This window comes from Bacteroides sp. OF03-11BH, assembly GCF_003604005.1.
Classification (GTDB): Bacteria; Bacteroidota; Bacteroidia; order Bacteroidales; family Bacteroidaceae; genus Bacteroides; species Bacteroides ovatus.
Genome location: NZ_QTMW01000002.1, coordinates 54,276 through 79,421 on the forward strand (window position 1 = coordinate 54,276; position 25,146 = coordinate 79,421).

The following is a 25,146-nucleotide window of genomic DNA, read 5'->3' on the forward strand; positions in this document are numbered from 1 at the left end:
AAAAAGTAAAAATAGTCCCCATACTTACCCAGGAAACCATTAACAAACGTATAAAGCGTAATACAAACACTTAATTGATGTTATAAAACATCTCTTTTTATTTGGATTATTTGCAAAGTTGACAGAAGTCCGTATCTTTGCAATGTGTTTTTCATAGTATTAGATTTAAGGTTAACAAAGGTTGGAGCAAGGCGTTGCTCCTTTTTTTATGCCTGTATCTTTCGTACGTACAAAAAACAAGAGGTACACCCCCACGAAATGAAATATACCTCTATGCTTACTATCAATAAAAGAATTACATCAGTCTATCTTTCAAAACCTGCGGAAGTTCGGGCATCGCACCGCTCTGTGTGCAGACATAAGCAGAAACCTCGACAGCCAGTTTATGCGCTTCGGGCACCGGTTTTCCATTGAGAATGGAAGCACAGAAAGCAGCCGTAAAAGAATCGCCTGCACCCACTGTGTCGGCAACCGGTACTTTGGGCGTCTCCTGGAAAGAGACAACGCCCGGAGTGAACACATAGCTGCCATTGATTCCACAAGTGAGAATCAGCATCTTCAGGTTGTATTTTGCCAACAGAATCCAGCATTTATCCTGCAAATCGATACCGGGATAACCAAACATACGGCTGATAGTCACCAGTTCTTCGTCGTTTATCTTCAGGACGTTGCAGCGGCGGAACGATTCACGCAATACCTCTTTTGAGTAGAAATCCTGGCGGAGATTGATATCAAATATCTTGAGCTGTCCGTCTATATCAGGCATCGTATCCAGAAAGCGATTGATAGTGGCACGGCTCACGTCATTACGTTGAGCCAGCGAACCGAAGCAAACAGCACGTGTGCTCAAGGCCAAACGTTTCAGTTCATCCGTAAAGGGAATGTTATCCCACGCCACGCCCTCTTTGATTTCGTAACAAGGCACGCCCTCGTCATCGAGCGTCACCTGCACCGTACCGGTAGGATAGTCTACCTGTTCAATCTGCATCTTCAACTTCTTCTCGTTGAATACTTTCAGAATTTCTTCTCCCAGTTCATCCCTGCCTACGGCACTCACTACACGACTGTCAAAACCAAACTGTGATACATGATAGGCAAAGTTTGCCGGAGCACCACCGATTTTCTTTCCTTCGGGCAACACATCCCAAAGTGCTTCGCCCATTCCTACAATTATATTATTCATGATATACAGGTTTTATTGTTTCCAAAGTTATAAAATTATTTTCTGATACGGAACGTATAATACAAAAGATAAAGCACGCCCACCGTCATTACGGCGATAGCACCATTCTGTCCCATGGAAGTATCCGAAGCCACTCCCATTGCCAACGGAAACACCGTCCCGCCGAAAAGTCCCATAATCATCAAGCCGGAAACTTCGTTTTTCTTACCCGGCAGATAAAGCAATGCCTGCGAGAAGATGACGGAAAATACATTGGAGTTGCCGAAACCAATCAAAGCGATGCAAGCATAGATAATTGCCTTTTCATGGAAGATAAACAAACCGATCATGGCAATCAACATCATCACCACACTAATGCCGAAGAAAGATTTCGGAGACATCTTACGCAAGATGAAAGAACCCAGAAAGCAACCTGCCGTACGGAAAATAAAATAAAGACTGGTTGCAAAAGCAGCATCATCCAATCCCATGCCGATGCGCTCCATCAAAATCTTCGGGGCGGTAGTATTCGTACCTACGTCAATGCCGACATGACACATGATGCCAATGAAACAAAGCAGAATAAACGGTTTGCCAAGCAGGGCGATACATTGTCCGAAAGTAGACGGTTTGCCATCTTCTTTCTCCTCTTCAATCTGTGTGACATTGAGCAGAAGAATAGCGATGACGGCCACAATCATATAAATAGGGAACAGGATGCGCCAGCCTAAATCGAAAGTCGGAATGGCCTGTGTCGCTCCCCACATGGCGATATAAGGTGCCAGGAAAGAAGCAATGGCTTTCACAAACTGGCCGAAAGTCAGGCTACTCGCCAAGCGGTCGCCACGCACGATATTGGAAAGTAACGGATTCAGAGAAGTCTGCATCAACGCATTTCCGATGCCCAGGAGGGAGAAGGAAATCAACATCAGCATATAGCTGTCGCCAAAAACGGGTAGTAACAAAGAAGCGAAAGTCACAATCAAACTAAGCAATACGGTTTTCTTCTGACCAATGCGGCTCATCAGCATGCCGGTGGGTACGGAGAAAATCAGGAACCAGAAGAATACCAGTGACGGAAAGATATTCGCCTGTGAGTCTGACAGACCAAGGTCTGCCTTTACGTAATTGGAGGCAATGCCTACCAGGTCAACGAATCCCATGGCGAAGAAGCAAAGCATCACCGGGATTAGTTTGGAGAGGGAAGAGTTTTTACTGTTTTCCATTATTTTATCTTTTATATGATGAATTCTGTTTCCATAGGGCGGAGCACATAACCCTATGGCAATGTATGCATCAGTCCTTTATATAGTTGATGTATCTCCCGTTCCTTGTTACTTTAAAGCTACGGTCTTGTTGGGTTACCACGGCCGTGGTAGCTTCTTCCCACGGCTGTGAAGAGTTCTCACCACGGCCGTGGGAGGATCTCGTCACGGCCGTGACGAACTAACAGAACTGTGGCTTTGAAGAAAGTGTCTCCGCACTTTAGTAGAACTCTTCCACTAGGACAGACGTACTCTTCCATAAGGAAAGACGTATTAGTCTATAGGGAAAGAAGTATTCTACTCTAAAGAAACGAGAAAAGAGCGCATAGAGTAAGAAGAATGAGCTTATTTCTTCAACTTGTAGATCACAAACGAATCTACTTTATACGCTCCTCCTTTACTGTAAAAGTCGATATGAGTGTAAGGTTCCGACGGGAATACCTGATTAGTCATCACAAAACGTCCGCCATCACCAAAGGCTTCCACACTGGATTTATCGACAAAGAGACGGAGTTTCAATTCGTCTTTTCCACTTTCAATGGTCGTCCAGGTCAACATTGGGAAGTTCTCATTGAAACCAACCTCCCCGCTCTTGCGGCGGTCCATCGAGAATTTCTTTTCTTTCATGTCATATTGCATATCCACTTCTTCGCCTTTGTCATTGTAGAGACGGAAGCCGATTACATCCGCATGTTGATTTTCGATAGTCAGTTCTATTTCGTATGCACCCTCATTGCCGGCAATCATGTCTTTGATGGTACGTGTTCCGTTCACTTTGAACGAGCGTTTCTTGGAGATGTCACGCAGTTTCAGCAGTTCGGGAGAGGGAGCCGACTGAAGATAAGTTTCGCCATCTACGGTGAATAGGCTCAAATCGCGAGGAACAGAGTTCGGACTACGGTATTGAGAGGTAGGAACATCGTTTGCATATTGCCAGTTGCTCATCCATGCGATAGCGATGCGACGGTTGTCGGGAGCATCACTCCAAGTTACAGTGGCGTAATGGTCTTTTCCCCAGTCCATCCATTTGGTTTTGGAGGGTGATTCATTTACAAATTCTTTTCCGTTGAAGGAGCCTACAAAATATTGAGTAGCCGAGTCACCGAAAGGACCGTCGCCGAGGCTGCAAAGCAGTACCCATTTCTTTTCATTCGTTCCTTCTACCGGGAGTTCGAATAAATCGGGACATTCCCAAACGTTTCCGTGTGCGCCGTGTCCTTTGCCAAAGCTGCTTTCAAATGTCCAGTCTTTCAAGTTGGGGGAAGAGAAGAATTGCATTTCCTGCCCTACTGCCAATACCATGATCCAGCGTTTGGTGCCTTCGTACCAGAATACTTTCGGGTCGCGGAAGTCACGTGCTTCGGATACTAATACAGGATTGTTTTCGTATTTGGTAAAGGTACGTCCGTTGTCGGTGCTGTAAGCAATGCTTTGCACCTGACGGTCGCCGTTTTGTGTATAGATGGCGACGATGGCGCCTGCACCGAAGCCGGCGGTATTATGATGATCTATCACGGCGGATCCACTGAAGATAGTGCCGAATGCATCCGGGGCGATTGCTACGGGGCGATGTTCCCAGTTTACAAGGTCTTTGCTGATGGCATGTCCCCAGTTCATATTTCCCCATTTGGAGCCGTAAGGGTTATATTGGTAGAAAAGGTGGTATTCGCCGTCTTTGTATACCATTCCGTTCGGGTCGTTCATCCATCCGTAGAGGGGAGAAAAGTGATAGGTGGGACGGAACTTTTCACGGTTGCTTGTATCGAACGTATCGGACAATTTCATTTCCTTGCAGCAAGCAGTGTTGTCCGGTGAAAGGTTGACACGCACCGGGTCGTTGGAGTTCATTTTAAATTTGAAAGAGATTAGTTTGCCGGAATAGTCGGAAAGGTCTACCGGAACAAAGTAATCGACTTTATGGATGGCCAGACGGACATCGAAGTTCTTTACCTCTTTATTATTAACAATCATGCTGATACGCACATCGGGCGATGCATCTTCTACGGGCAACAACAGATACTTCTGGTTAGTGTTGACACGTACGAGGCAATGTCCTTCTCCTAAATCTTTAATTAATAGAGGAGAGTTGTCCGCACGGGCGGATAGAGAGATATTCATCACAATCATACAAAATAAAACCGCGAAGGTTTGAATTTGTTTGGAAGAGAGTCTTAAATTCATGCTTTATGGTATTAAGGTTGTTACAGTGCAAAGATAGGCGCTCCGGGATGAAACGCCTATCACTTTTGTTTCAAACACTGTAAAAGATGTTACTTTTCTATTAATAGGTGCTCACTTGAATATCTGATACAGTGATTTCGCCTTTATAACAACAGAGTGACCACGGATTCTTCTGCATTTGATAGATGCGGTTCGTGAAAGATAACTGGTCGTTGATGTAAGTCACACAAACCGACTGATCACTGTAAATCGTCACACGGTATTCATTATCCGCCGGGATATTGAATTTGTTATCAAACAAGTATTTGGCATTGTCACCGTCTTTCTCGAAGTTGGCTTTACCCTCGTCAGCGTTGACGTGGATGCTATACCATGATTTGGAGTCCGTTCCACGGACGAAAGAGATTCCAAAACGATCTGTATTCGAGGATGCTTTTACGGTAAAGGAAATCTTGTTGTGCACTTTCAACCGGTTGAAGATGACGGAAGCTCCTTCGGCCAACGTATAGGTTTTACCGCTTTCTGTTACGTTTCCGTCTTTAGCCATCACTTTTACCTCTTGTGCGGAAGTGTATTTACGGTCGATTGCATCGGGAACTCCAAGGGTTAACGTACCGTCTTCGTGCTGAATGAGGCGTTGTGCCACCAAGTTGCCAGCCCATTCGGGTTCTACATCCCCTACGTTTCCATTATCATTACCGGCACGGGTAGGACACCAGCCCCAGATGTAACGGTTGGTTCCATCAGAAGCAGTCTTGCCTGCATAGAATGCACGGCTGTCCAACATACCTTCCCGATTGTCCGGCCATATTCCGTCATCATTGGCGGTGGTTGCTTTCAGTTCTTCAAGTGTTCTGCCTTTGAAGTATTGTACCTTGCGCATGAAGGAAGCTTGTTCCGAATAGACCAGATACCACCAGTCTCCCATCTTGAATACGTCCGGACATTCATAGAAACGGTCCCACATCATGGTCATAAATGTGCCGGCAGACGCCCACTCTTTCAGGTTAGTAGAGGTGAATTCGGCAATGTGTCCTTTTCCGTTTTTACGGGTGGCAATCAGCATGTGATAAACGCCGTCTTCAGTCTGGAACAGGAACGGATCGCGGAAGTCATTCTTGTCATAGCCGTACGTATCTCCTTTCAGATAGAAAGTGCGGTTCTTGGTCCATGTTTTAAAGTCGGGAGAGGTAGCTACCATAACTACCTGGGCATTCTGGTCGGAAGAAGGTTTGAATTTATTGCCGGTGTAGAAGGTGTAGTAGAGTTTATCAACCGGATTATAGATGGTACCTCCTGTACCGATGGCAGCATCCTGTTCGTCACGACCTCCACACGGAATCAGTTCGCCGAGAGATTCATAAGTAGCACCATCTTTGGTGGCCACCCCGAAAATGGGGTGGTAAGTAGCTTCGGGGTTCGGACGGTAGTCTTGCAGGTACATCACTTTAAAGTCTTTGGCAACCGGATCATAGAATGGCATCGGGTCACCAACAAAGCCTACCTGCGGTTTATAGTACATCGAGAAGCCATGCTCGTCGGTCGATTGGAAGTAAGTGGCTGTACCGTCCCAGTCTCTTTGAGTCAATACGGGATCCATCTCATCACTGCAAGCGCTCATTGAGGCCAACAGCGTGGTGATTGCTATATGTAAGATCATATTTTTCATAATTATTGCTTATTCTTTTATTTACATAAGTAGTTGATTGCATTCAGAGTCATTTGCTCTACGTTGTAGTGGTAGTAGTCGGCAGAAGCGTCTACGCCTTTACCGTACCAGTCGTAACAACCGGAGCCGATACAGATCGTGCGTCCGCTATTGGCGCGCGGCTCGAATTCGGCTATGATTACTGCACCGTCGTCTCCGCATGCCACATCGATTCCTCCTGTCAAGCTACGCCATGCGTTTAGATCCTCATAACCTCCCCAGTCTGTTCCGATATGCCATTGTGCCGTACTATTGGTAGTCGCGTAACCAGCATCAAAGGTATAGACTCTTGTTTTGTCACCATCTTTCCATCTTAAATCCTGAAATAACGGATGCGACTCGTTGCCGACAATTGGAAAGCTCCATGCCCCATCAACGACTTCGGGTGAGTCTTCACTTCTTCCCCAACTGTTGTTGGGTACACGCTCGTCTTTTGCAATGCTAAGGTCCTTAATATAGAAAGTTGCATAGCGGGTCAGCAACAGGTTACCACCGTTTTGATAGTAGACTTTAAATTTCTCTACGGCAGCTTTCGCATCATCCGGCAAAGGAGGATTATCGCCATTGTCTGCATGGAAATGCCACCAGATTGCAGTATATTTACCTAAATCTACTTTTCCGTCTACTACATCTTTGAATGAGATGTATTCGGACATGGATATATTATCCATCATCCACTGGGCAGCGGCTTTTTCTTCAGGACTTGTCAGTTGGCTCACAGAAGAAGCTGTGCCGATAAAGGCAGTCGGAATTACATTTCCTTGAGTAACTGTTACTACATAAGGAGTCACTGCCGAACGGTAAGTTGCCGTATAAGTGACAGGGTTGGTAAAGTCCTGGATGCTGCCGGATGCCGGAGTCACAGTGACTCCATCTGATCCGGTGAATGTACCTTTCAACTGGGTGATATCCACTGTCAGTGGAACAACTACAGAGATTGTTTTTGATAGCTGGTCTACTTTTCCTACATAAGTATCATTCAACTTAAAGGTCAGTATCTTTGCTTCGTCTCTCTTCACGGTAATCGTATAGCTCATCTGTACGTCGCCATTCTTCACGGTCAAAGATACGGGAAGAGAAAAGTCGATTGTTTCACCAATAGCGATGCTCGCCGTAGTACCTTCGGAAAGATTGATTTCACTGACGGCCATCCGGGTAACGTCATAATCGTAAGGTACTCCTACTACGATTGTCTTATTCTGGTAATCGATCGTTCCTGCGTATTCATCCAGTTTGATAGAGTTTACCCATACATCTCCGTCCAGACGAAGATTGGATTTGAAGTCATCGTTACATCCCGCAACTGTCAGGCATGCTACAGTCACCAACAGGATGGTATAGAGTTGTTTTATGATTGATTTCATTTTATTCTTTGTTTTAAGATTGATGATTACCAACCGAAATTCTGTGTATAATTTCCGTTACTGGCACTGATCTGTTCGAATGGAATTGGAAGGTATTCGTTCTTATTTTCCGTAAAACCTGCATTCTTGTAAATAGAACAACGGGCTGCTTCGGTCACATAATAAGCATTGATAACGTCTTTGGCTTCTCCCCATCTTACGAGGTCAAAGAAACGTGAGCTTTCCATACCGAACTCTATACGGCGTTCCCATTTCAGCATTTTCATGGCTTCGTCCTGTGTATATGCTTTCAGTTCATAAGGAGTTACTTTGAAGTTTACTCCGTACTCTTCTTTGTAATTGAAGATCAGCATTGTACTTCCGGCTGCACGGCTGCGTACATCATTGATGAGTGAAATGGCGTCGGCAATACGTCCGTCGTTCAACTGTATCAGGGCCTCGGCACGCATCAGCAATACATCTGCATAACGGATGACGATATGATTCAGGGAACTTGCCCAATAAGAACCTTTCTTCAGGCAGTCACAGTCCGGGTCTACATTCTCTTTGAGCGAAACATAATATCCGTAAAGTCCCTTGCTACGGCTCCAGTCATCATTCTTCTGAATCAGGTAGCCTTCGTTGTATTTATAAGGGAAGCCCGGCATACCTACCGTGTGGAATAAACGGGGGTCTACATTGTCCGTTGTAACCTCGTAGTTTTCGTTATCGTAGGTATTGAACAACGGTTTTCCCTGCGAGTCGGTTTTGAAAGCGTTTACCAGATTCTGGCTCGGTTTGTGGAAATCACAGCAGCCTAGTATCTGCGGAGTTGTCAGTCCCATTCCCCAGTTCAGGTTACCGTTGTATGTTCCGTCGTTGATAGAATATTGAATCGCCCATACAGACTCCGCGCCATTTTCGTATTGAGGCAGGAAGTTCATGCTATAATCATTTTCCAATCCGTAACCAGCTTTAGCCATGATGAGAGGATCGGTATATTTCACTACCTGTTTCAAGTCTTCTTCGTTGATACCGGTAAGATTGTTGTTCGCTCCATCCTGACGGTAAGCCTTATACAGGTAAGTCTTTGCCAGGTAAGCAGCAGCCGCAGCCTGTGTAGGACGTCCTTTTTCTATTTGCACTTCCAGCAGGTTGTCGTAGGCAAACTGAAAGTCGTCTGCTATCTTTTGCCATTGTTCGTTATTGGTATAGGTGGTATTCGAAAGCTTGTTGTAAGCATCCGGTTCCATGTTTTCATCGTCTACTATAACGATCTTCTTAAACAGTTGCTTCAACATGAAGTGAGCATGTCCGCGCAGGAACCTCATTTCAGCAATGCGCTGGTTCTTCAACGGATAAGTCTTTTCATCCATCAGATCGAGTGATTGCAAGGCTGTGTTGGCACGGGTGATGCATTGATACAGTCTTTTCCATATATCGTTGATGTTCCAGTCGGTAGTGTTGATACCTTTAGAAATCTCCAGTGCGTTGAACACACCACCGTCTTCCGTACCGGAACCGCCCTTATAACAATCGTCGGAACGTACGTCATAATTCCAAAGCGAGAAGGAAGAGTTGATGTCGTCACCTGTTGCCCAAATGGCGTAGGCTGAAATTACGAGGTTGTCCACGTATTCGGGAGAAGCGATCTGATCGCCGGTCACAATACCCTGCGGAACCTGACGATCCAAAAAATCGTTGCAACTGCTTGTCAGCAAGGTTAATCCGATGGTTGCTATGTATAGTATCTTTTTCATGATAGTTCGTTTTATAAATGAAGTGAATTAAAATCCGATGTTAAGTCCGAAGGTGATATTCACAGGGATCGGATAAGAGAAGTTCGGGTTTTCGGGGTCTTCTCCCGTAAAGTCTTTACTCTTGATCGTCAGCAGATTTTGTGCGCTGCAATAGAAACGTAAACGTTCCATTCTCAACTTCTTGGAGATTACTGCCGGAACTGTATAGCCTAATTGGATATTACGCAGTTTCAGGAAAGAACCGTTTTCAACAAAGTAAGTGGAGACGCGTTGTTCATTGTTTGTATCGCTGCGGGTCAATGCCGGAATCGTAGAGTTCGGATTAGTAGGCGACCAGGCATTGAGCAGGCGGGTTCCCTTATTCAGGAAGCCGACGTTGGATGCACTCCAGAAGTCACTTTTCTTCTTCACGTCACTGATGATATCTACTCCCTGAACGCCTTGCCAGAACATAGTCAGATCGAAGTTCTTATATTCCAGGTAGATATTCAATCCGTAGCTGAAAGCAGGAGTCGGATCGTAAATCCATTCCTGGTCTTTTTCATCAATCACACCGTTATGGTCGATGTCGCGGTAGCGGATACGGCCAACGGCTGCACCTTCCTGCGTAGCGTGATTATCCACTTCTTCTTGTGATTTGAAGATACCATCGGCAATGTAGCCCACTTGTGAGTTGTATGTATGACCGACTACACTTTTTACTCCATTACCACCAAACTTTCCATTGGCAGCCACTGTCTCCGGCAGTTCAAGAATTTCATTCCGGTAAGTGGAGATGTTTCCGTTCAGGTCGTAAGTCAGTCCGAAGGCAGTCTTATTGCGGTAGCCCAAATTGAATTCAAAACCCTGGTTTTTCATTGCGCCCGAATTAATCCAACGGTTGCCACCTTCTCCCAATACTCCCACACCTGCCATTTCAGTCAGGATATCGGTTGTTTTCTTGTAATAGTATTCCAATGAACCGTACAAGGATTGCTTGAACAGGCTGAAGTCGATACCGACGTTCGTCTGTGTGGTTGTCTCCCACTTGATATTGTCATTACCGATCTGGTTACGTTTGAATCCGGAAGGCAGAGTACCGCCTCCGTTAGAACCTGTAATATCGTATGCCGTACCGTAGCTTTGACCGCCAAATGAATCTGTTGTTCCATAATTAGGAGCGTAGATAGTGTAACGGGCAAGGTTGGAGATTTCCTGATTACCGGTCTGTCCCCATGAAGCACGCAGTTTCAGATCGTCCAACCAAGTCAGTTCCTTCATAAAGCTCTCCTGTGTGATGCGCCATCCCAAAGAAACGGAAGGGAAAGTGGCATAACGATGGTTTTTACCGAAGCGGGAAGAACCGTCACGACGGAGCGTCAATGAAAGCAGATATTTGTCAGCGTAAGAATAGTTCATTTTACCGAAGAAAGAGACAAGCGAGTAACCCTCACCGGCACCGTAAGCCTGTGCTGTGCCGCTACCTGCATCGGGCCACATATAGTCGGGAGTAAGGATAGAGAAATCTTCTTTATAGCCGGAGAAATGACTGTCGTCTTCCCGGTTCAGCTCCATACCTGCCATAACGTCTCCACGATGTTTGCCTATTTCCAACTGGTAAGTGGCAATGGCATTCCACATCCATTTGGTCCAGTGTTCCTGTTTGGCTTCCACTGCACTCTTGCCGTTGTTGGTCTGTGTTCCTTCCTGATAAGGATAGGTGAAGTAACGGGCTTGCTTATTTGCGTAGTCCAGACCAAAAGTAGAACGAACATTGAATCCTTTGAAGAGGCTTAGATTCACATAAGCATCACCGAACATACGCCAGTAAGTGTATCGGTTGTCTTTGTTGTATTCGAGTACGGCGCGAGGATTACGACGGTCCGGCCATCCGCCTACCGGTCCTCCCCATGAACCATCCGAAGCATAAACGGGGATAGCGGAAGGAATGTCCAAAGCAGTTTCAATAATTCCGCCGGGAGCTTGTACTTCCGAAGTACGGTTTAAGGTGAAATGCTGGCCGATAGTCAATATATCATCAATTAATTTATAATCGCTGTTCATACGGGCGGAGAAACGGTCGAAGTCTGTATCTTTGATTACACCCAGGTTTTTGTAATATCCCAGAGAAAAGAAGGAAGAACCTTTCTCCGAACCGTTGCTGACAGAGAGATTGTATTGCTGGATAACACCTGTACGGGTAATTTCATCAAACCAGTCGGTATCTGCCACAGGCATTGTATTCTTCGAATCCAGGTATTTGGAAAGACTCATACCATATAGTACCGGATTTCCGTTGGCATCGTAACCCCAATTGTAGTTATATCCCAAGGCATTGCCGTTCGGGTTCTCACCATCGTTTACATAGGCTTGCCACATGGCACGTCCGTACTGTTCCGTATTCAACACGCCCATCTTACTTTGATACATGGAAGCTGAAACCGAAGCATCAAAATTGATTTTAATCTGGCCTTTCTTTCCTTGTTTGGTAGTAATGACGATAACTCCATTTGCAGCACGCGAACCGTAGATGGATGCTGAAGCAGCATCTTTCAGTACTTGAATGGATTCAATGTCGTTTCCGTTCAATTCGTGCATACCAGCTTTGGTAGGAACTCCATCGATAATATAAAGAGGATCGTTGTTGTTCAGCGTACCGATACCGCGAATACGTACGGTAGCTGATCCGCTCGGATTTCCATCCGCTGTAATGTTCATACCGGGCACGCGGCCTTGAAGTGCTTTCACCGGGTTGTTCTCCCCTTGCTTCTGGATTTCGTCTACTTTCACTACGGAAACAGCACCGGTCAGGTCGGCTTTACGTTGAGTGGTATAACCTGTTACAACCACTTCATCTACCATTTGAGTGTCTTCTTCCAATAATACATTAACGATAGCAGCCGATTTTACGGTCACCGGTTTATAACCAATATACGTAATCTTTAGAGTAGAGTTAGCCGGAACCGAAAGGGTGAAATTACCATCTAAATCAGTAATTGTTCCATTAGCAGTAGCTGTAGCTTCAACAACAGAGGCGCCGATGACCGGCTGTCCGTCCGTTTTAGAAGTAACGTTTCCTTTCACCGTAATGTTTTGCCCCCAAAGGACTGACATGAAAGCAAACAGGAAACAAACGCTGCAAAGAAGTTTTTTGTTCTTCATAATACGATGCATTAGTTTGATGTTATTAAATTAAAAGTACGAATTTTATCTATATCGATAATGCAAATTACGGTTGATTTATATCAAACGACTGAAAAAAATGTTTCAAAGGCTATAACATTTGTTGCATAGAACGCTATTTTATAGGGTTTTATACATGTTTTCTTTCATTACGGGAATTCTTGGATTCATATTCTTTTATAATCGCAGAAAACGCTACCTTTGTATAGTGATATAAGCCCAAAGAAAGAACGACTCTTCATTAAATAATAAACTCTAAAAATAAGATTCATGACTAAGCAACAAGCTTTAAAACTCTTTGAAGAAAGAAGAGTACGTACGGTATGGGATGATGAACAAGAGAAGTGGTATTTTTCAATAGTAGATGTGGTTAGCATCTTAACCGAAAGTACCGATGGACGTAAATATTGGAATAAACTAAAACAGAGACTTAAAGAAGAGGGAAATGAAACGGTGACAAATTGTCACCAGTTGAAAATGCAGGCAGTTGATGGTAAAATGCGCCTTACCGATGTTGCCGATACCGAACAGCTTCTCCGCCTTATCCAATCTATTCCTTCTCCTAAGGCAGAACCTTTCAAACTATGGATGGCTAAAGTTGCCAGCGAACGGCTAAACCAAATACAAGACCCCGAATTATCAATTGACCAGGCTTTAATGGATTATAAACGTATGGGATACTCTGATAGCTGGATTAACCAATGTCTGAAATCAATAGAAATCCGTAAAGACTTGACTGATGAGTGGAAGAAACATGGATTGCAGGAAGGCGTTCAATTCGCTACACTCACAGATATTATTTATCAGACATGGTCAGATATGACATCTAAAGAGTACAAACAATTTAAAGGATTGAAAAAAGAGAACTTACGGGATAACATGACCAATAAAGAATTGGTATTAAATATGCTTGCCGAACTTTCAACTAAAGAAATATCTGAAACCAGCGATCCGGAAACATTCAGTGACCACATAGATATTGCTCAACAAGGAGGAGAAGTAGCCCGTAATGCCCGACTGGAACTAGAAGCTAAAACAGGAAAGAGAGTAATCTCTCCTCTTAATGCCCAAAGTGGTATCCTACTGAAAGGTAAATCTGAAGACAAATCGAAAGAAGGATCGGAAAATGAACTTAAAGATTGACTCTAAAATAATCCAATAAATCAACGATATGAAAACAATCTCCAACAAACAACTTACGATTCAAGTATCTCCTCACGGAGCTGAACTCTGCAGTATCGTCGCCAATGGAAAAGAATATCTGTGGCAAGCCGATCCTGCTTTTTGGAAACGTCACTCTCCTGTCCTATTCCCAATTGTCGGGAGCGTATGGGAAAATGAGTATCGAAATGAAGGGGTTCCCTACACGCTTACTCAACATGGTTTTGCCCGTGACATGGAATTTACGCTTGTTGCTGAAAAAGAGGATGAAGTGCGCTACCGTCTTGTCAGTAATGAAGAGACTTTGCAGAAATATCCGTTTCCATTCTGTCTGGAAATAGGTTATCGTATTCAGGGAAAACAAATTGAGGTTATGTGGGAAGTGACAAATACCGGTGATAAAGAAATGTATTTTCAAATTGGAGCACATCCCGCTTTCTACTGGCCGGAGTTTGATGCAAACTGTTTGGAAAGAGGATTCTTCGGATTTGACCCAAAAGACGGTTTGAAATATATTCTCATTTCAGAAAAAGGATGTGCTGATCTTTCTACAGAATACTCCTTAGAGCTGACAGATGGACTGTTACCACTGGACATACATACTTTTGATAAAGATGCTTTGATACTGGAAAATGAACAGGTTCGTAAAGTTACCTTATATAATAAAGAGAAACAGGCTTATCTAAGTTTACATTTTAATGCTCCGGTAGTTGGTCTTTGGTCTCCACCTGCAAAAAATGCTCCTTTTGTCTGCATCGAACCTTGGTACGGACGTTGCGACCGCGCACATTATACTGGTGAATATAAAGATAAGGACTGGATGCAACAGCTGCAACCGGGAGAGATCTTCCAAGGGGGATATATAATTGAAATTGATGAATAATTGATGAATGAAAGTAGCTGCCGGATCTCACATCTGACAGCTACCAATACCTAATTCTAATCTACAAAACCTAACTTATAAACCTAATCGATATACATTAAATGAATCGACATTAAATGTACCTCCTTTACTATAAAAGCACATACGGTTGTATGGTTCTGATGGGAATATGAGATTGGTCATTGCTATCTTTCCCCCATTCAGGAATATTTCTACAGAACATTTGTCGACAAAAATATCCAAAGCATATTTCTTTTCTTTTCTTATTGGCGCCCAGGTAGCTAACGCAAAATCATCTATATAATTGATGGAAGTCGTCTTTCTGCGGTCGTGAACCTCTATTTCATGAGGTACACTCTTCTTTCCGAAATCCACGATACCACTTTTCGTCCGGTCCATAACCAATCTCTTTTCCGGAAGATTGAAGTAGATATCCACCTTTTCCCCTTTATCATTAAAGAGGCTGAATCCCATAATCTCCGCTTCCCCGGCGGTAATTTCCAATGCCAGTTCATAAGCACCATCATTATCAGCCAATAAAGAATCAATATGATAATCATTGGCAACCGTAAATGCCGGAATCTCTTTCTTTTCTTTTCGCAGAGTCTTTATCTCCAGTATCGGAGCTGCTGAAAGATAAATTTCACCGTCTTGTGTATAAAGACTTAACTCACGCGGCAAAGCGTTAGCACTACGAAATTGCTTTGTCGGAACAATATTACAATATTGCCAGTTACTCATCCAAGGCACAGCAATCACACGATCACCAGTATTCGAGAAACAAACGGTGGCATAGTGATCTTTGCCCCAATCCAACCATTTCGTGACATTTGGCTGATTGTCACAAATAAACTTCGTTCCATCGAAATCTCCTGTGAAGTACTGGGTAGCACTCCCCCCGAAATAACATCCCGGATTTACATTTACTATCAACGCCCATTTCTTACGGTTCGTATCCCCATCTACCGAAAGTTCTACCATGTCCGGACATTCAAACTGACAAGGCTGCACTCCGTATCCTTCTCCGAAGCTGCTCATATAGTTCCAGTCCTTCAGATTCTTAGAATCATAGAAACGCATTTCTTTATCGGCAGAAACAATCATAACCCATTTATCTTCCGGTTCATACCGGAAAACTTTCGGATCACGGAAGTCTTTCAAACCGTCAGAAGAACGCAGAATGGGGTTCTTCTCATATTTAGTAAATGTCCGCCCGTTATCCTTGCTAAAAGCAAGACATTGTATCTGCCCGTTTTTGTCACTGGCAGAAGTATAAAAAGCCAGAATACTCCCTGCTCCGTAACCGGCTACATTCTCCTGATCGACAATCGAGCTGCCCGAAAAGATATGTCCCAATGTGTCACGGGCAATAGCTGGTTCCAGATGTTCCCAATGCATCAGGTCTTTACTGACAGAATGTCCCCAATGCATATTTCCCCATTTGGAACCATAAGGGTTATATTGAAAATACAAATGATATTCTCCATCTTTATACACCAACCCGTTAGCATCATTCATCCAGCCATAAAGGGGAGTATGATGATAAACAGGACGAAACTTTTCTGTATTGGTAGTATCAAATGTATCAGATAATTTGATTTCTTTCCAACAAAGTGCGTCTTTTGATTTATTACGGACACGTACGGTTACATTGCTCGTTCCGGCAGGCAAAGCAAAGGGAACAAAATAATCCACTTGATCCTGTGCCAAACGAATATCCATATCGGTACCGGCAGCTTCTCCTGTATGGAAGAAAACCTGACTTTCCGATGCTTCCTCTTCTATAGGAAGCAATATATAATTAGTCGGATTGGTGATATGGATGACAGTCAAGCTATCACCTTGCTGTTCCAAGGTCAATTTGCTTTTAGTTGTATGGCAATGAGTCAGTCCATAAGAGACTGTTAATGCAAGTGCTACACCTTTACATAGTTTCATCCAGGGGGTTGTTTTCATGGCAACAAAGTATTCCTAGTTTATACAATCTTTAATCTAAAAATAGACGAAGGCAAAGATAGGGGATATCTTCACCTTCGTCTATAAACTTTGTTTCAAGAGGTATCAATTTTGATACATCTATCTATTCATGTTCTACCTCAATACGGACAATCGGATTTGTACTGACAGACAAATACTTGTTTTCCCGAATTATCATTAAATACTTCTTCTTCAAATCCTCCATACTTATGCATAATATCAAAACCACTCCATTCCAAATATGAATCTAATTCTTGAGGAAAAAACATTCTCATATCCAAGTTCTGAATAGAATTGAATTCACCATTGATAAAATAATGCCATTCTATACGATTTATCTGAGTTTTACTTTCATATCGCATGGTCTGCTTTATCAATACCTCTCTACCATCGTCAGTGGTATATGCAGCTATTTCCTTCGGTTCTTTTTCACCTTCAACTATATATTGAATATTCGGATTAAAGCAATCTAACAGAAATAAACCTCCTTCTTTGAGATGATTTTTAACGACATTAAATGCCCTAAACAAATCTTCATTCTTATATAAATGATGGATTGAATTAAATGGAATAAAGACAAGATCGTATTTGTCCTGCAAATTTAAAGTTCTAATATCTGCCTCAATAAACCTTATTTCTAATCCTGCTTCAGAAGCCTTGATCTTCGCTTGGTCGAGCATTGAAGACGTATAATCAACGCCACTAATATTATATCCATCCTTTGCAATTGGAAGAGTAAGCCTGCCTGTTCCACAGCAAAGTTCAAGTATTCGGGCATCCTTACTTTTGGGTAGCCACCGCTTATAAAAATGCAAATCAGCCAGATCGGTATTCATCCCATCATAAATATTTGCATCATAAATTAAATCGCCAACTTGATAATTACTATTCATTCATGTCCTCCAATCTCTTTTTATTATCACTCTACTCGAAACCAATATCCTTTGCATCCGGCCTCAAATGACCAGTAACTCCTCAATCAGCCCTAAAAGTTACTGGTCGTTCGCAAATTTAGCAAATATCTGTAAGCCAACTATGATTATCTTTTAAAACCTTCATTTTAATGATCTTCAATTCTAATAGAAGCCTGATATGGAATATTGTTGATATAGTCTACCGAAATTCAAACCAATCAATATTCATCGGACTAAGTATGTGAATCTTCATTGTATGTGTACCGGCTGATAATTGCAGGTTCGATACTGTAAAATCATTGTAAGTAGTCCAATTTCCCGTAGTTGTGGCCACAGGATTCAACTGTGCTCCTCCATCAAAAGAAAGGGCAAACTTTCCATCCTTCTCCGCTGCTGCACGAACCTTGACTGTAGAAACCTTCTCCTGAACATTAAATGTATATTGAATCCAATCGCCACCGGAAGTATTACTTATATGAACAATATTATTACTTGCACTAATCACTACTCCCTGATCGCTCCGGTAAGACTTAAAGTTGCCGGATGAAGCATTCTTAAAGCTATATTGTCCGTCATCAAAATCTTCCGCCTGAATGATACCGGGCACTTGACTGTGTCCTGCCCCAAACTTAATCCAATCGATATCAATATCCCCACTCTTTATACGAAAATCAATATATTGTTCGCCTGTTTCCAACTCTATTGGATACACTAAAGTCTCATTCCATACTCCGGCAGAACCGCTTAATACTATTTCACCAGTCTTATAAACTCCATTCACAGCAATACGGAATTTACCCCCCCGAACGCTTCTGAAACATTCTGCAAGTAATACCATAACGTCCAGCCTCTTTGACGTTGATTGAATAACGCACCCACTCTCCCGATTTCATACCTTTAAGATAAGTGATTCCGTTTTGCGTTTCCTGTTGCATTCCTCTCTCCAACGGATTTTTATGGTATCCATAATGTTCACCGCCTGTATTGTAGTTTTCAGCCTGTATTACTACAGATGGCGTCATCCTCACTTCTACAGCCCGACCACTACGGGGACTCCCCCAGTTTTGTACCATCTTCAATTTATTATTCTGATCATACTCGATCGGATCGACACAAACCGAACGCAATGCTCCTTTTCCCGAATAATTAGCCGTATGATAAAAAGAATACCACCGACCTTTATACTCTACAATAGAGCCATGAGCCGTTTCTTCACCATGAGGATACATATATGCGCCGCATGGAGTGAATGGTCCCAAAGGATTGTTCGACATAGAATACTGCATCCGGTTACCTCCCTGACTACCCGCATGATTATCCGAATGGCTCAAATAATAGTTGCCTTTGTACTTATGTACCCAAGGTGCCTCATGAAAATCAGTAAAACCACTCAAAGGACTCATTACTCCATCCAGTTTAGTCCAGTCATCCTTGCGCAATTTAGCACCCCAACAGCCTTTGCCGGCACCGCTGGTATAAATATAAGGTTGTCCGTCATCGTCTACAAATACACAAGGATCAATCGTAGAAGGAATACCGTCAATCACTCCTTTCACCCTAAACTTTGCCGCAGGCTCCTTACTGGTTGCTACAAAGATGCGCCACGTATTAGCGTCAATCTTATGAGGAAAATAAAAATAGTAAGTGCCGTTTTTATAAGCACAATCCGGAGCCCACATAAATCCTCCTTCTTTGCGTCCCCATGGCACCTGATCGGAGCTTAATATCTCTCCATGACCCGTCCATGTCACCATATCATCGGTTGAAAACACATGATAACGATCCATCAAATCACAACCTCGCGGAGGTGCTATATCATGGGAAGCATATACGTACAAACGTCCGTCTTCCCAAACATGAGCCGAAGGGTCTGCTGTGTACATATGCCGGATGAAAGGATTCGGAGTTGCCGGATTCAGGCTGGTATTAAAAGCTATCGCCTTTTCTTTGCGCAGAACCTTAGCGGCTTCACCAACCAGTTTCAGATAATGGTCACTTTCTACTCCTTCCTCGATAGGAACGAATGTACTTTTTCCTGTCGGAACTTCCTTTGCACATTTAAAGATAGCCGTCCCCTCATCAATTTCGTCAAACATAGCTACATAAATCATTTCGGCACCCGCCCGGATAGCTCCCATCATCTGTTTCCAAAGAAAAGAGCCTTTATTGCGGGGGATAAATGAATTATGATCTTTACCTTTCATATTCCCCCAGGAGAAACCCGGAAAAACCAACGGTACATAATCAACCTGATTCTTTTTCGCCCACTGGATATCTTCTTCCACCAACTTCTGATATTTCGGATAAGTGGTTTCATTGTAACGTCCCACGAACCAAGGCATCACAATATCGCATTTTCTGATAAGCTCATGCAACCTGGGATCTGATTCCGTATCCCCTTTCAGCTCCCGCCATTGAGTAGGTACTCCAAGCATCACACTAAATCCCTGTGATTTTAAGCCGTCGATAATATGTGCAGCTTCTTTCAATCCATAACGGCGATTATCATTAAATCCCACACCCCATACTGTCACCAGCGGTTTGCCATTGTGATACAGATAAGAAGGGTTTTTCGCATGATTTTTTAAAGAATGGCGTTGCGCAATTTCCGCAATGTCTTTGAGCAACAGTTTTTCTTCTCCAGGCTGCATCCCGCTCAAGTCATACATCACACAAATAGCCCGTTCATATTTATTAGCAGCTTTCATTGCCGAGTTCAATACTTTATTAAAATGCTTCAATCCGCTTTCATTCCGGATTTCTGCGATAAAACGCTGCATGAACACTCCATCCAGTCCATACTCTTTCATCCATCTGAAATGAACATTGACAGTCGACTCGTCATAAGAAGAAAAGACGGATGCAGGCTTACCATCCGCAAAAGTAAAATCCGTTTTATAGAGCTTCTTATACTCCGATACCTCCGGCCAAAGATCTACGGAACACGATCCCGGACGAAATCCTTCACGACCATTGTAATGATGCCATCCACGGCCGGAACCGTCACCAGGGGTGTTGAACCACCCCTGATAACCAGCCATAACCAATCCTTTGTAAGAATTGTACTGTTTCCTGCCGCCGGACTGTGCCATTATCCCTATTGAAAACAATAAATAGACCAATAACCAATTCAACCTTTTTACCATGTTATTTCTTTGTTTTTCATGTTATACCATTAAGTCCTTAAAACTATTTTCAGCAAAGTAAAGAGGCACCCCTTAATAAATTCCACAAAAGTGAATTAATAATGACTTAAAATCGAATTAATCGAGGAAAAAAAAGATAAAGTAGTAGAAATAGATACCTAATTAGGAAAATATTATGGAAATAAAGACCTGTAACCTCTTTGTTTTCCTGAATTTATTTTTCTACTTTTGAAGCAAATCTTTATTCTTCTACTTATGCCAGCAAATAGAAATGCCTTAATCCGTTATAAAACAATTGATAACTGTCTGCGTAATCCTTATCGACGCTGGACGTTGGAAGATTTGGTAGATGCTTGCTCGGATGCTCTTTATGAATACGAAGGCATTGATAAAGGCATAAGCAAACGTACGGTACAAATGGATATACAGATGATGCGTAGCGAGAAGCTGGGTTATAACGCTCCGATTGTGGTGTACGAAAATAAATACTATAAATACGAAGATCCGGAATACAGCATTACACAAACCCCGCTGAATGAACAAGACCTGAAAACGATGTCGGAAGCAGTGGAAGTGTTACGGCAATTTAAGGGTTTCTCCTATTTCACGGAAATGAGCGATATTATCAACCGCCTGGAAGACCATGTCGCTTCTGCCCGGATGAAAACCACTCCTGTCATTGACTTTGAAAAGAATGAATCATTGAAAGGACTGGATTATCTGGATACGATCTATCACGCGATTGTAAACGAGCATCCGATACAGCTCAAATATCGTTCGTTCAAGGCACGTTCCGCCAACAGCTTTATTTTTTATCCTTATCTATTAAAAGAATATCGCAACCGGTGGTTCGTTTATGGAGTCAGAGGAAACGGACGAATATTGCAAAATTTAGCTTTGGACAGAATACAATCATTGGAAGTTCTGCCACAAGAACACTATATCAAAAATACATTCTTCGATCCGAATACGTTCTTCGACGACTTGGTAGGTGTCACCAAAAACTCCGGAAGCATAGCAGAGAAAGTTGGTTTCAAAGTAGCGGCAGCCGAAGCACCTTACATCATAACCAAGCCTATACATCGCAGTCAACAACTGGTGGAAAGGCTACCCGACGGAAGCGTCATACTGGAAATTGAAGTCGTAATCAACCATGAGTTAGAACGGGTATTCTTCGGATATGTCGACGGAATAGAAATTCTTTATCCCAAGACATTGGTAGAATTAATGAGTCGGAAATTGGAAAAGGCTGCCAAGCAATATACAAAGTCAAAATGAAAATAAAGCTTTCGCACATTCGTACCCTTCCTTATAAAACTCTGTCAGCTTTTGCACATCTTTCTCTATACGGTCTACAGCTACAGGTTTCAAAGGACGGATAACGACAATCTTTCCCTCATCCTCCATGCGTTCCACCATTTCCAGCTGTTCATTATAAACAGCACACCGGCAACTTAACGCTTCACGCAACTTCGGATATTTCCGGTATACAAACGAAGGGATACGAATATCTTTCGAATCTTTCCGATATCCCCGGTTACGGGTAAGTATCACGACATTTCTCGTACAGCCATCCGCAATAGCTCTTTGCAGAGGTATGGAATCTACGATTCCCCCATCAAGCATAGGAATCTCATCCACATAAGTGATAGGACACACAAAAGGGAGACTGCTGGATGCACGGACAATATCGATCACCCTGCGCCTGTCTTTTTTCTCTTCGAAATAATTGGCTTCTCCCGTGATGCAATTAGTAGTCACCATCACGAAACGTTCCGGTGAAGCAAAATATGTTTCATAATCATAAGGAAGAATGTGTTCGGGGAACTCATTGAACAATAGATCGAAATCCAAAATATTACGCTTTTTGAGCAAATATTTCAGACCGATATAATTGTACTTCTCCAACAAGTCGATATTGCTGTACTTGGCACGTCCCCGTTGCCGTGATGCATACGACAATCCGTTGCACGCACCGGCAGACACTCCTATCACATAGGGAAACCGGATATCATGATCCATAAAATAATCAAGTACGCCGCAGGTGAATACTCCACGCATTCCCCCGCCTTCCAACACTAAACCGGTAGATCCATCTATCTGTAAGTTCTTCATTTTTTCTCCTATCTTCTAATTTCCATTCTCTTTTATACATGCTCTCTCTGTATTTACTATTCATGCATATTTATAACAAAAACAAACGGAAAAGGTAGTTCATTCAGCAAAAATAGTAAATATTTCAACAAAATCTTGTTTTTTTGCTTCAATCTATGTAACTTTAGGCTAACTTAATTGTTTAAGGAGGAAAAAAATTAAAAAGTCCTGCCCGCAGGCAAGCACCATGAGAATACAGTTTGAGATTAAAGAAAATTTGCCGGAAATTATCGAAGAGATCTTACACTCTGATAAGTGGCAAACTTCCGTGAAGGAAGAACTTAGCGGTCGGACGACCGTTGTGATCCGTGACCAAGCGTATGGTTCAGAAGCTACCATTGAAATTTATGCTACATCTATTGAAATCAAAACTGCCTGGTCTAAGTACTCCTATCGTATATTTGTAGCCAACGATATCGTATGGTGCGAATATAACGGTGCCTATCGTGGTCTGTTGGAACAAGTGCTCCTACCTACTATCACTCCTAAAGAAAACCTGCTCAATTCTGACGTAACTGAAAGTTCGCTTTATGGAAATGAGCATAAGAAATTGAGGGAGTATGCAGAAGATAATTTGAAACTGAAACAATTCCGCCGGGAAAACTTCAATGAGCAGAAGAATGGAACCGCACCATTCGATCATCCCAAGCGGGTGTATGATGAGTTTATCAAAGAAGATTATGTAGTTGCACCCAAAGAAGAAGAGAAGAAATAATCTGTACTTAATGCTTTAGTTTGTGCCATCGTATTGGCACAACAGTGCCACCATGTTGACACTATCGTGCCAATGAGGTGGCATGACTGTGCCAACATGGTGGCATTAATACACTACTCCCAAGTTATCCAGGTCAGCCTTTGATATGGCAAATTCATTTCCGGCTTTAATTCGTTCCAGCACTAAATTTCCGATACATTGGGCATCTTGCACCGATTGAAAAGGCCTTTTCCCGGATACAACCGGGATAAAAGGCTGAACGATTATCAAACGCTCTCTCTCATAAATCTTATAACCGTATCCACTACCTTCAATCTGGGTTACTTCCAGCCGATATATGTTTATCGAATGCATATACCCATATATGATTCCCACTAAAAGCAGCAAGACAAAGCAACTAATACCTATTATTTTTTTATTTCTCTTCATATTCATAAGGCTTCAACTCCCAAGTATCATCGTAATAATAAGTAGAAGCTCCTCCCGTAGCTATAATTCCCCGTTTTCCAGTAGAAAAGCATACGGCTTTCGAGCGTGTACTTCCTTCGAAATCTGTCAAATCTTCCCCATCCCAGAGGTCTGTCAGAGGGTCGTAAATCCAATAATTGGAACGATAACTACCACCAGCAGTCTGCCCCGCAGCAATGTATCCTTTACCGTCGATCACGAAAGCACAAGCATAAGAACGGACGATAGAAGTGTAATCGTCGTCATAATCATCATCACTCTTATCGTAAAGTTCGCGCAATTCTTTCCAAGTACCCGTTGCCGGATTAAAACACCAGAAATCCGTCACATCCGAACCGTTATTTTCACCGCCGCAGATATAAGCTATATCATCTATGACGAAGGCCATACCGCCCATTCTCTTCTGTCCGCCAAATCCACTCATGGCTGTCCATTCTCCTTTATCTCCCACCGACGGGTCGAACTTCCAGAAATCCTTTTGATAATTATCGTTGTAACCTGTACCCAGATACCCATACTGACCAATGCCGAAAGAAAGCGCATAATACCGTTTACCATAGATATTAGTTCCATCAGTTCCATCCGGAATAGAAGCCATCTCCTTCCAGGAATTCGTGGCAGGATCATACTGCCAGCAATCATTCAGATAATCCTTTTTTGTCGCATCGTAACCGGTAGCAATATATCCTTTGGTACCTACTGCAAAACCTGTAGCTGCATTCCGGGCTGGAGCTGCATCGGGCATTGATGTACACTGTGTCCACGAATTAGCCTCAATGTCATACGCCCAACAATCTTTCAAACGGTCTTTGGTACTCCCCCGGTATCCGGTGCAGAGGTACCCTATGTTACCAATCGTAAAACCAGCTGCGTCCGTACGCGCCACACCATCAAAATCAGAACGGCGATACCACACACCTGCCGTATATTCAGTATCATCCGTACATGCCGCCAATGAAAGCAGCACCACCATCATGCAAAGTAATTTATTCATTTTCGTATTCATAAATATGTCGTTGATTACAACCGCAAATGTAGGCGGCAACGGGCACGCATAAAAAAACTATCGACAAATAAAGACATTCTATCTACCAACAAAATTCAGGTCGACAAATACAGAGATTTAGTCGATAGTTTTTTGGAGGAC

General features: G+C 42.9%; 18 protein-coding genes. 4 read left to right on the forward strand and 14 right to left on the reverse strand.

Annotation, left to right across the window (positions count from 1 at the left end; all coding sequences use genetic code 11):
* Positions 1-295: 295 nt before the first annotated feature.
* The 7 genes from DXA54_RS01945 to DXA54_RS01975 form a co-directional block, all read right to left on the reverse strand.
* Complete coding sequence (locus DXA54_RS01945; protein WP_004311736.1) at positions 296-1,183, reverse strand: carbohydrate kinase family protein; 888 nt, start codon at positions 1,181-1,183, stop codon at positions 296-298.
* A gap of 35 nt (positions 1,184-1,218) precedes the next feature.
* On the reverse strand, positions 1,219-2,388 hold the full coding sequence (locus tag DXA54_RS01950) for an MFS transporter (RefSeq protein ID WP_074637871.1): 1,170 nt from the start codon (positions 2,386-2,388) through the stop codon (positions 1,219-1,221).
* Between the two features lie 384 nt (positions 2,389-2,772).
* Entirely contained in the window at positions 2,773-4,608 is a 1,836-nt protein-coding gene (locus DXA54_RS01955; protein WP_120078871.1) for a DUF4980 domain-containing protein, read from the reverse strand.
* 100 nt (positions 4,609-4,708) lie between these two features.
* Complete coding sequence (locus DXA54_RS01960) at positions 4,709-6,277, reverse strand: glycoside hydrolase family 32 protein (protein WP_165863209.1); 1,569 nt, start codon at positions 6,275-6,277, stop codon at positions 4,709-4,711.
* A 17-nt stretch (positions 6,278-6,294) separates the two neighbouring features.
* Entirely contained in the window at positions 6,295-7,680 is a 1,386-nt protein-coding gene (locus DXA54_RS01965; RefSeq protein ID WP_120078873.1) for a DUF4960 domain-containing protein, read from the reverse strand.
* Between the two features lie 26 nt (positions 7,681-7,706).
* The gene (locus tag DXA54_RS01970; protein WP_120078874.1) at positions 7,707-9,419 is read right to left on the reverse strand and encodes a RagB/SusD family nutrient uptake outer membrane protein; all 1,713 of its coding nucleotides are present in this window, start codon (positions 9,417-9,419) and stop codon (positions 7,707-7,709) included.
* A gap of 27 nt (positions 9,420-9,446) precedes the next feature.
* Entirely contained in the window at positions 9,447-12,560 is a 3,114-nt protein-coding gene (locus DXA54_RS01975) for a SusC/RagA family TonB-linked outer membrane protein (protein WP_165863210.1), read from the reverse strand.
* Positions 12,561-12,851: 291 nt separating this feature from the next.
* Between DXA54_RS01975 and DXA54_RS01980 the strand changes: the two genes are divergently transcribed.
* Both DXA54_RS01980 and DXA54_RS01985 read left to right on the forward strand, forming a co-directional pair.
* Positions 12,852-13,724, forward strand: a complete 873-nt coding sequence (locus DXA54_RS01980) for a Bro-N domain-containing protein (RefSeq protein ID WP_120078876.1) — start codon at positions 12,852-12,854, stop codon at positions 13,722-13,724.
* A gap of 28 nt (positions 13,725-13,752) precedes the next feature.
* The gene (locus tag DXA54_RS01985; RefSeq protein ID WP_120078877.1) at positions 13,753-14,625 is read left to right on the forward strand and encodes an aldose 1-epimerase family protein; all 873 of its coding nucleotides are present in this window, start codon (positions 13,753-13,755) and stop codon (positions 14,623-14,625) included.
* Positions 14,626-14,700: 75 nt separating this feature from the next.
* Here DXA54_RS01985 and DXA54_RS01990 read toward each other — a convergent pair whose 3' ends face one another.
* The 4 genes from DXA54_RS01990 to DXA54_RS02005 form a co-directional block, all read right to left on the reverse strand.
* Positions 14,701-16,581, reverse strand: coding sequence for a GH32 C-terminal domain-containing protein (locus DXA54_RS01990; RefSeq protein WP_120078878.1), 1,881 nt, complete (start codon positions 16,579-16,581; stop codon positions 14,701-14,703).
* A 140-nt stretch (positions 16,582-16,721) separates the two neighbouring features.
* Positions 16,722-17,495 carry a class I SAM-dependent methyltransferase gene (locus DXA54_RS01995; protein ID WP_120078879.1) on the reverse strand — a complete coding sequence of 258 codons (774 nt, stop codon included), beginning with the start codon at positions 17,493-17,495 and terminating at the stop codon, positions 16,722-16,724.
* Between the two features lie 220 nt (positions 17,496-17,715).
* On the reverse strand, positions 17,716-18,354 hold the full coding sequence (locus tag DXA54_RS02000; RefSeq protein ID WP_120078880.1) for a carbohydrate-binding protein: 639 nt from the start codon (positions 18,352-18,354) through the stop codon (positions 17,716-17,718).
* Positions 18,311-20,662, reverse strand: a complete 2,352-nt coding sequence (locus tag DXA54_RS02005) for a family 43 glycosylhydrolase (RefSeq protein ID WP_243647627.1) — start codon at positions 20,660-20,662, stop codon at positions 18,311-18,313. Before DXA54_RS02005 ends, DXA54_RS02000 begins: the two co-directional genes overlap by 44 nt.
* Before the next feature lie 255 nt (positions 20,663-20,917).
* Between DXA54_RS02005 and DXA54_RS02010 the strand changes: the two genes are divergently transcribed.
* Positions 20,918-21,940: a helix-turn-helix transcriptional regulator gene (locus DXA54_RS02010; protein ID WP_120078881.1), complete on the forward strand. Its 1,023-nt coding sequence runs from the start codon at positions 20,918-20,920 to the stop codon at positions 21,938-21,940.
* Here DXA54_RS02010 and DXA54_RS02015 read toward each other — a convergent pair.
* Positions 21,932-22,777, reverse strand: coding sequence for a patatin family protein (locus DXA54_RS02015; RefSeq protein ID WP_120078882.1), 846 nt, complete (start codon positions 22,775-22,777; stop codon positions 21,932-21,934). The two genes, DXA54_RS02010 and DXA54_RS02015, sit on opposite strands and share 9 nt — an antisense overlap.
* A 226-nt stretch (positions 22,778-23,003) precedes the next feature.
* On the opposite strand from DXA54_RS02015, the gene DXA54_RS02020 reads away from it, so the two are divergent.
* Entirely contained in the window at positions 23,004-23,531 is a 528-nt protein-coding gene (locus tag DXA54_RS02020; protein WP_004307123.1) for a hypothetical protein, read from the forward strand.
* A 105-nt stretch (positions 23,532-23,636) separates the two neighbouring features.
* On the opposite strand, the gene DXA54_RS02025 is transcribed toward DXA54_RS02020, so the two are convergent.
* On the reverse strand, positions 23,637-23,966 hold the full coding sequence (locus tag DXA54_RS02025) for a DUF4907 domain-containing protein (protein WP_004321609.1): 330 nt from the start codon (positions 23,964-23,966) through the stop codon (positions 23,637-23,639).
* Positions 23,947-25,005 carry a Kelch repeat-containing protein gene (locus DXA54_RS02030; RefSeq protein ID WP_008651935.1) on the reverse strand — a complete coding sequence of 353 codons (1,059 nt, stop codon included), beginning with the start codon at positions 25,003-25,005 and terminating at the stop codon, positions 23,947-23,949. Before DXA54_RS02030 ends, DXA54_RS02025 begins: the two co-directional genes overlap by 20 nt.
* Between the last annotated feature and the right edge of the window lie 141 nt (positions 25,006-25,146).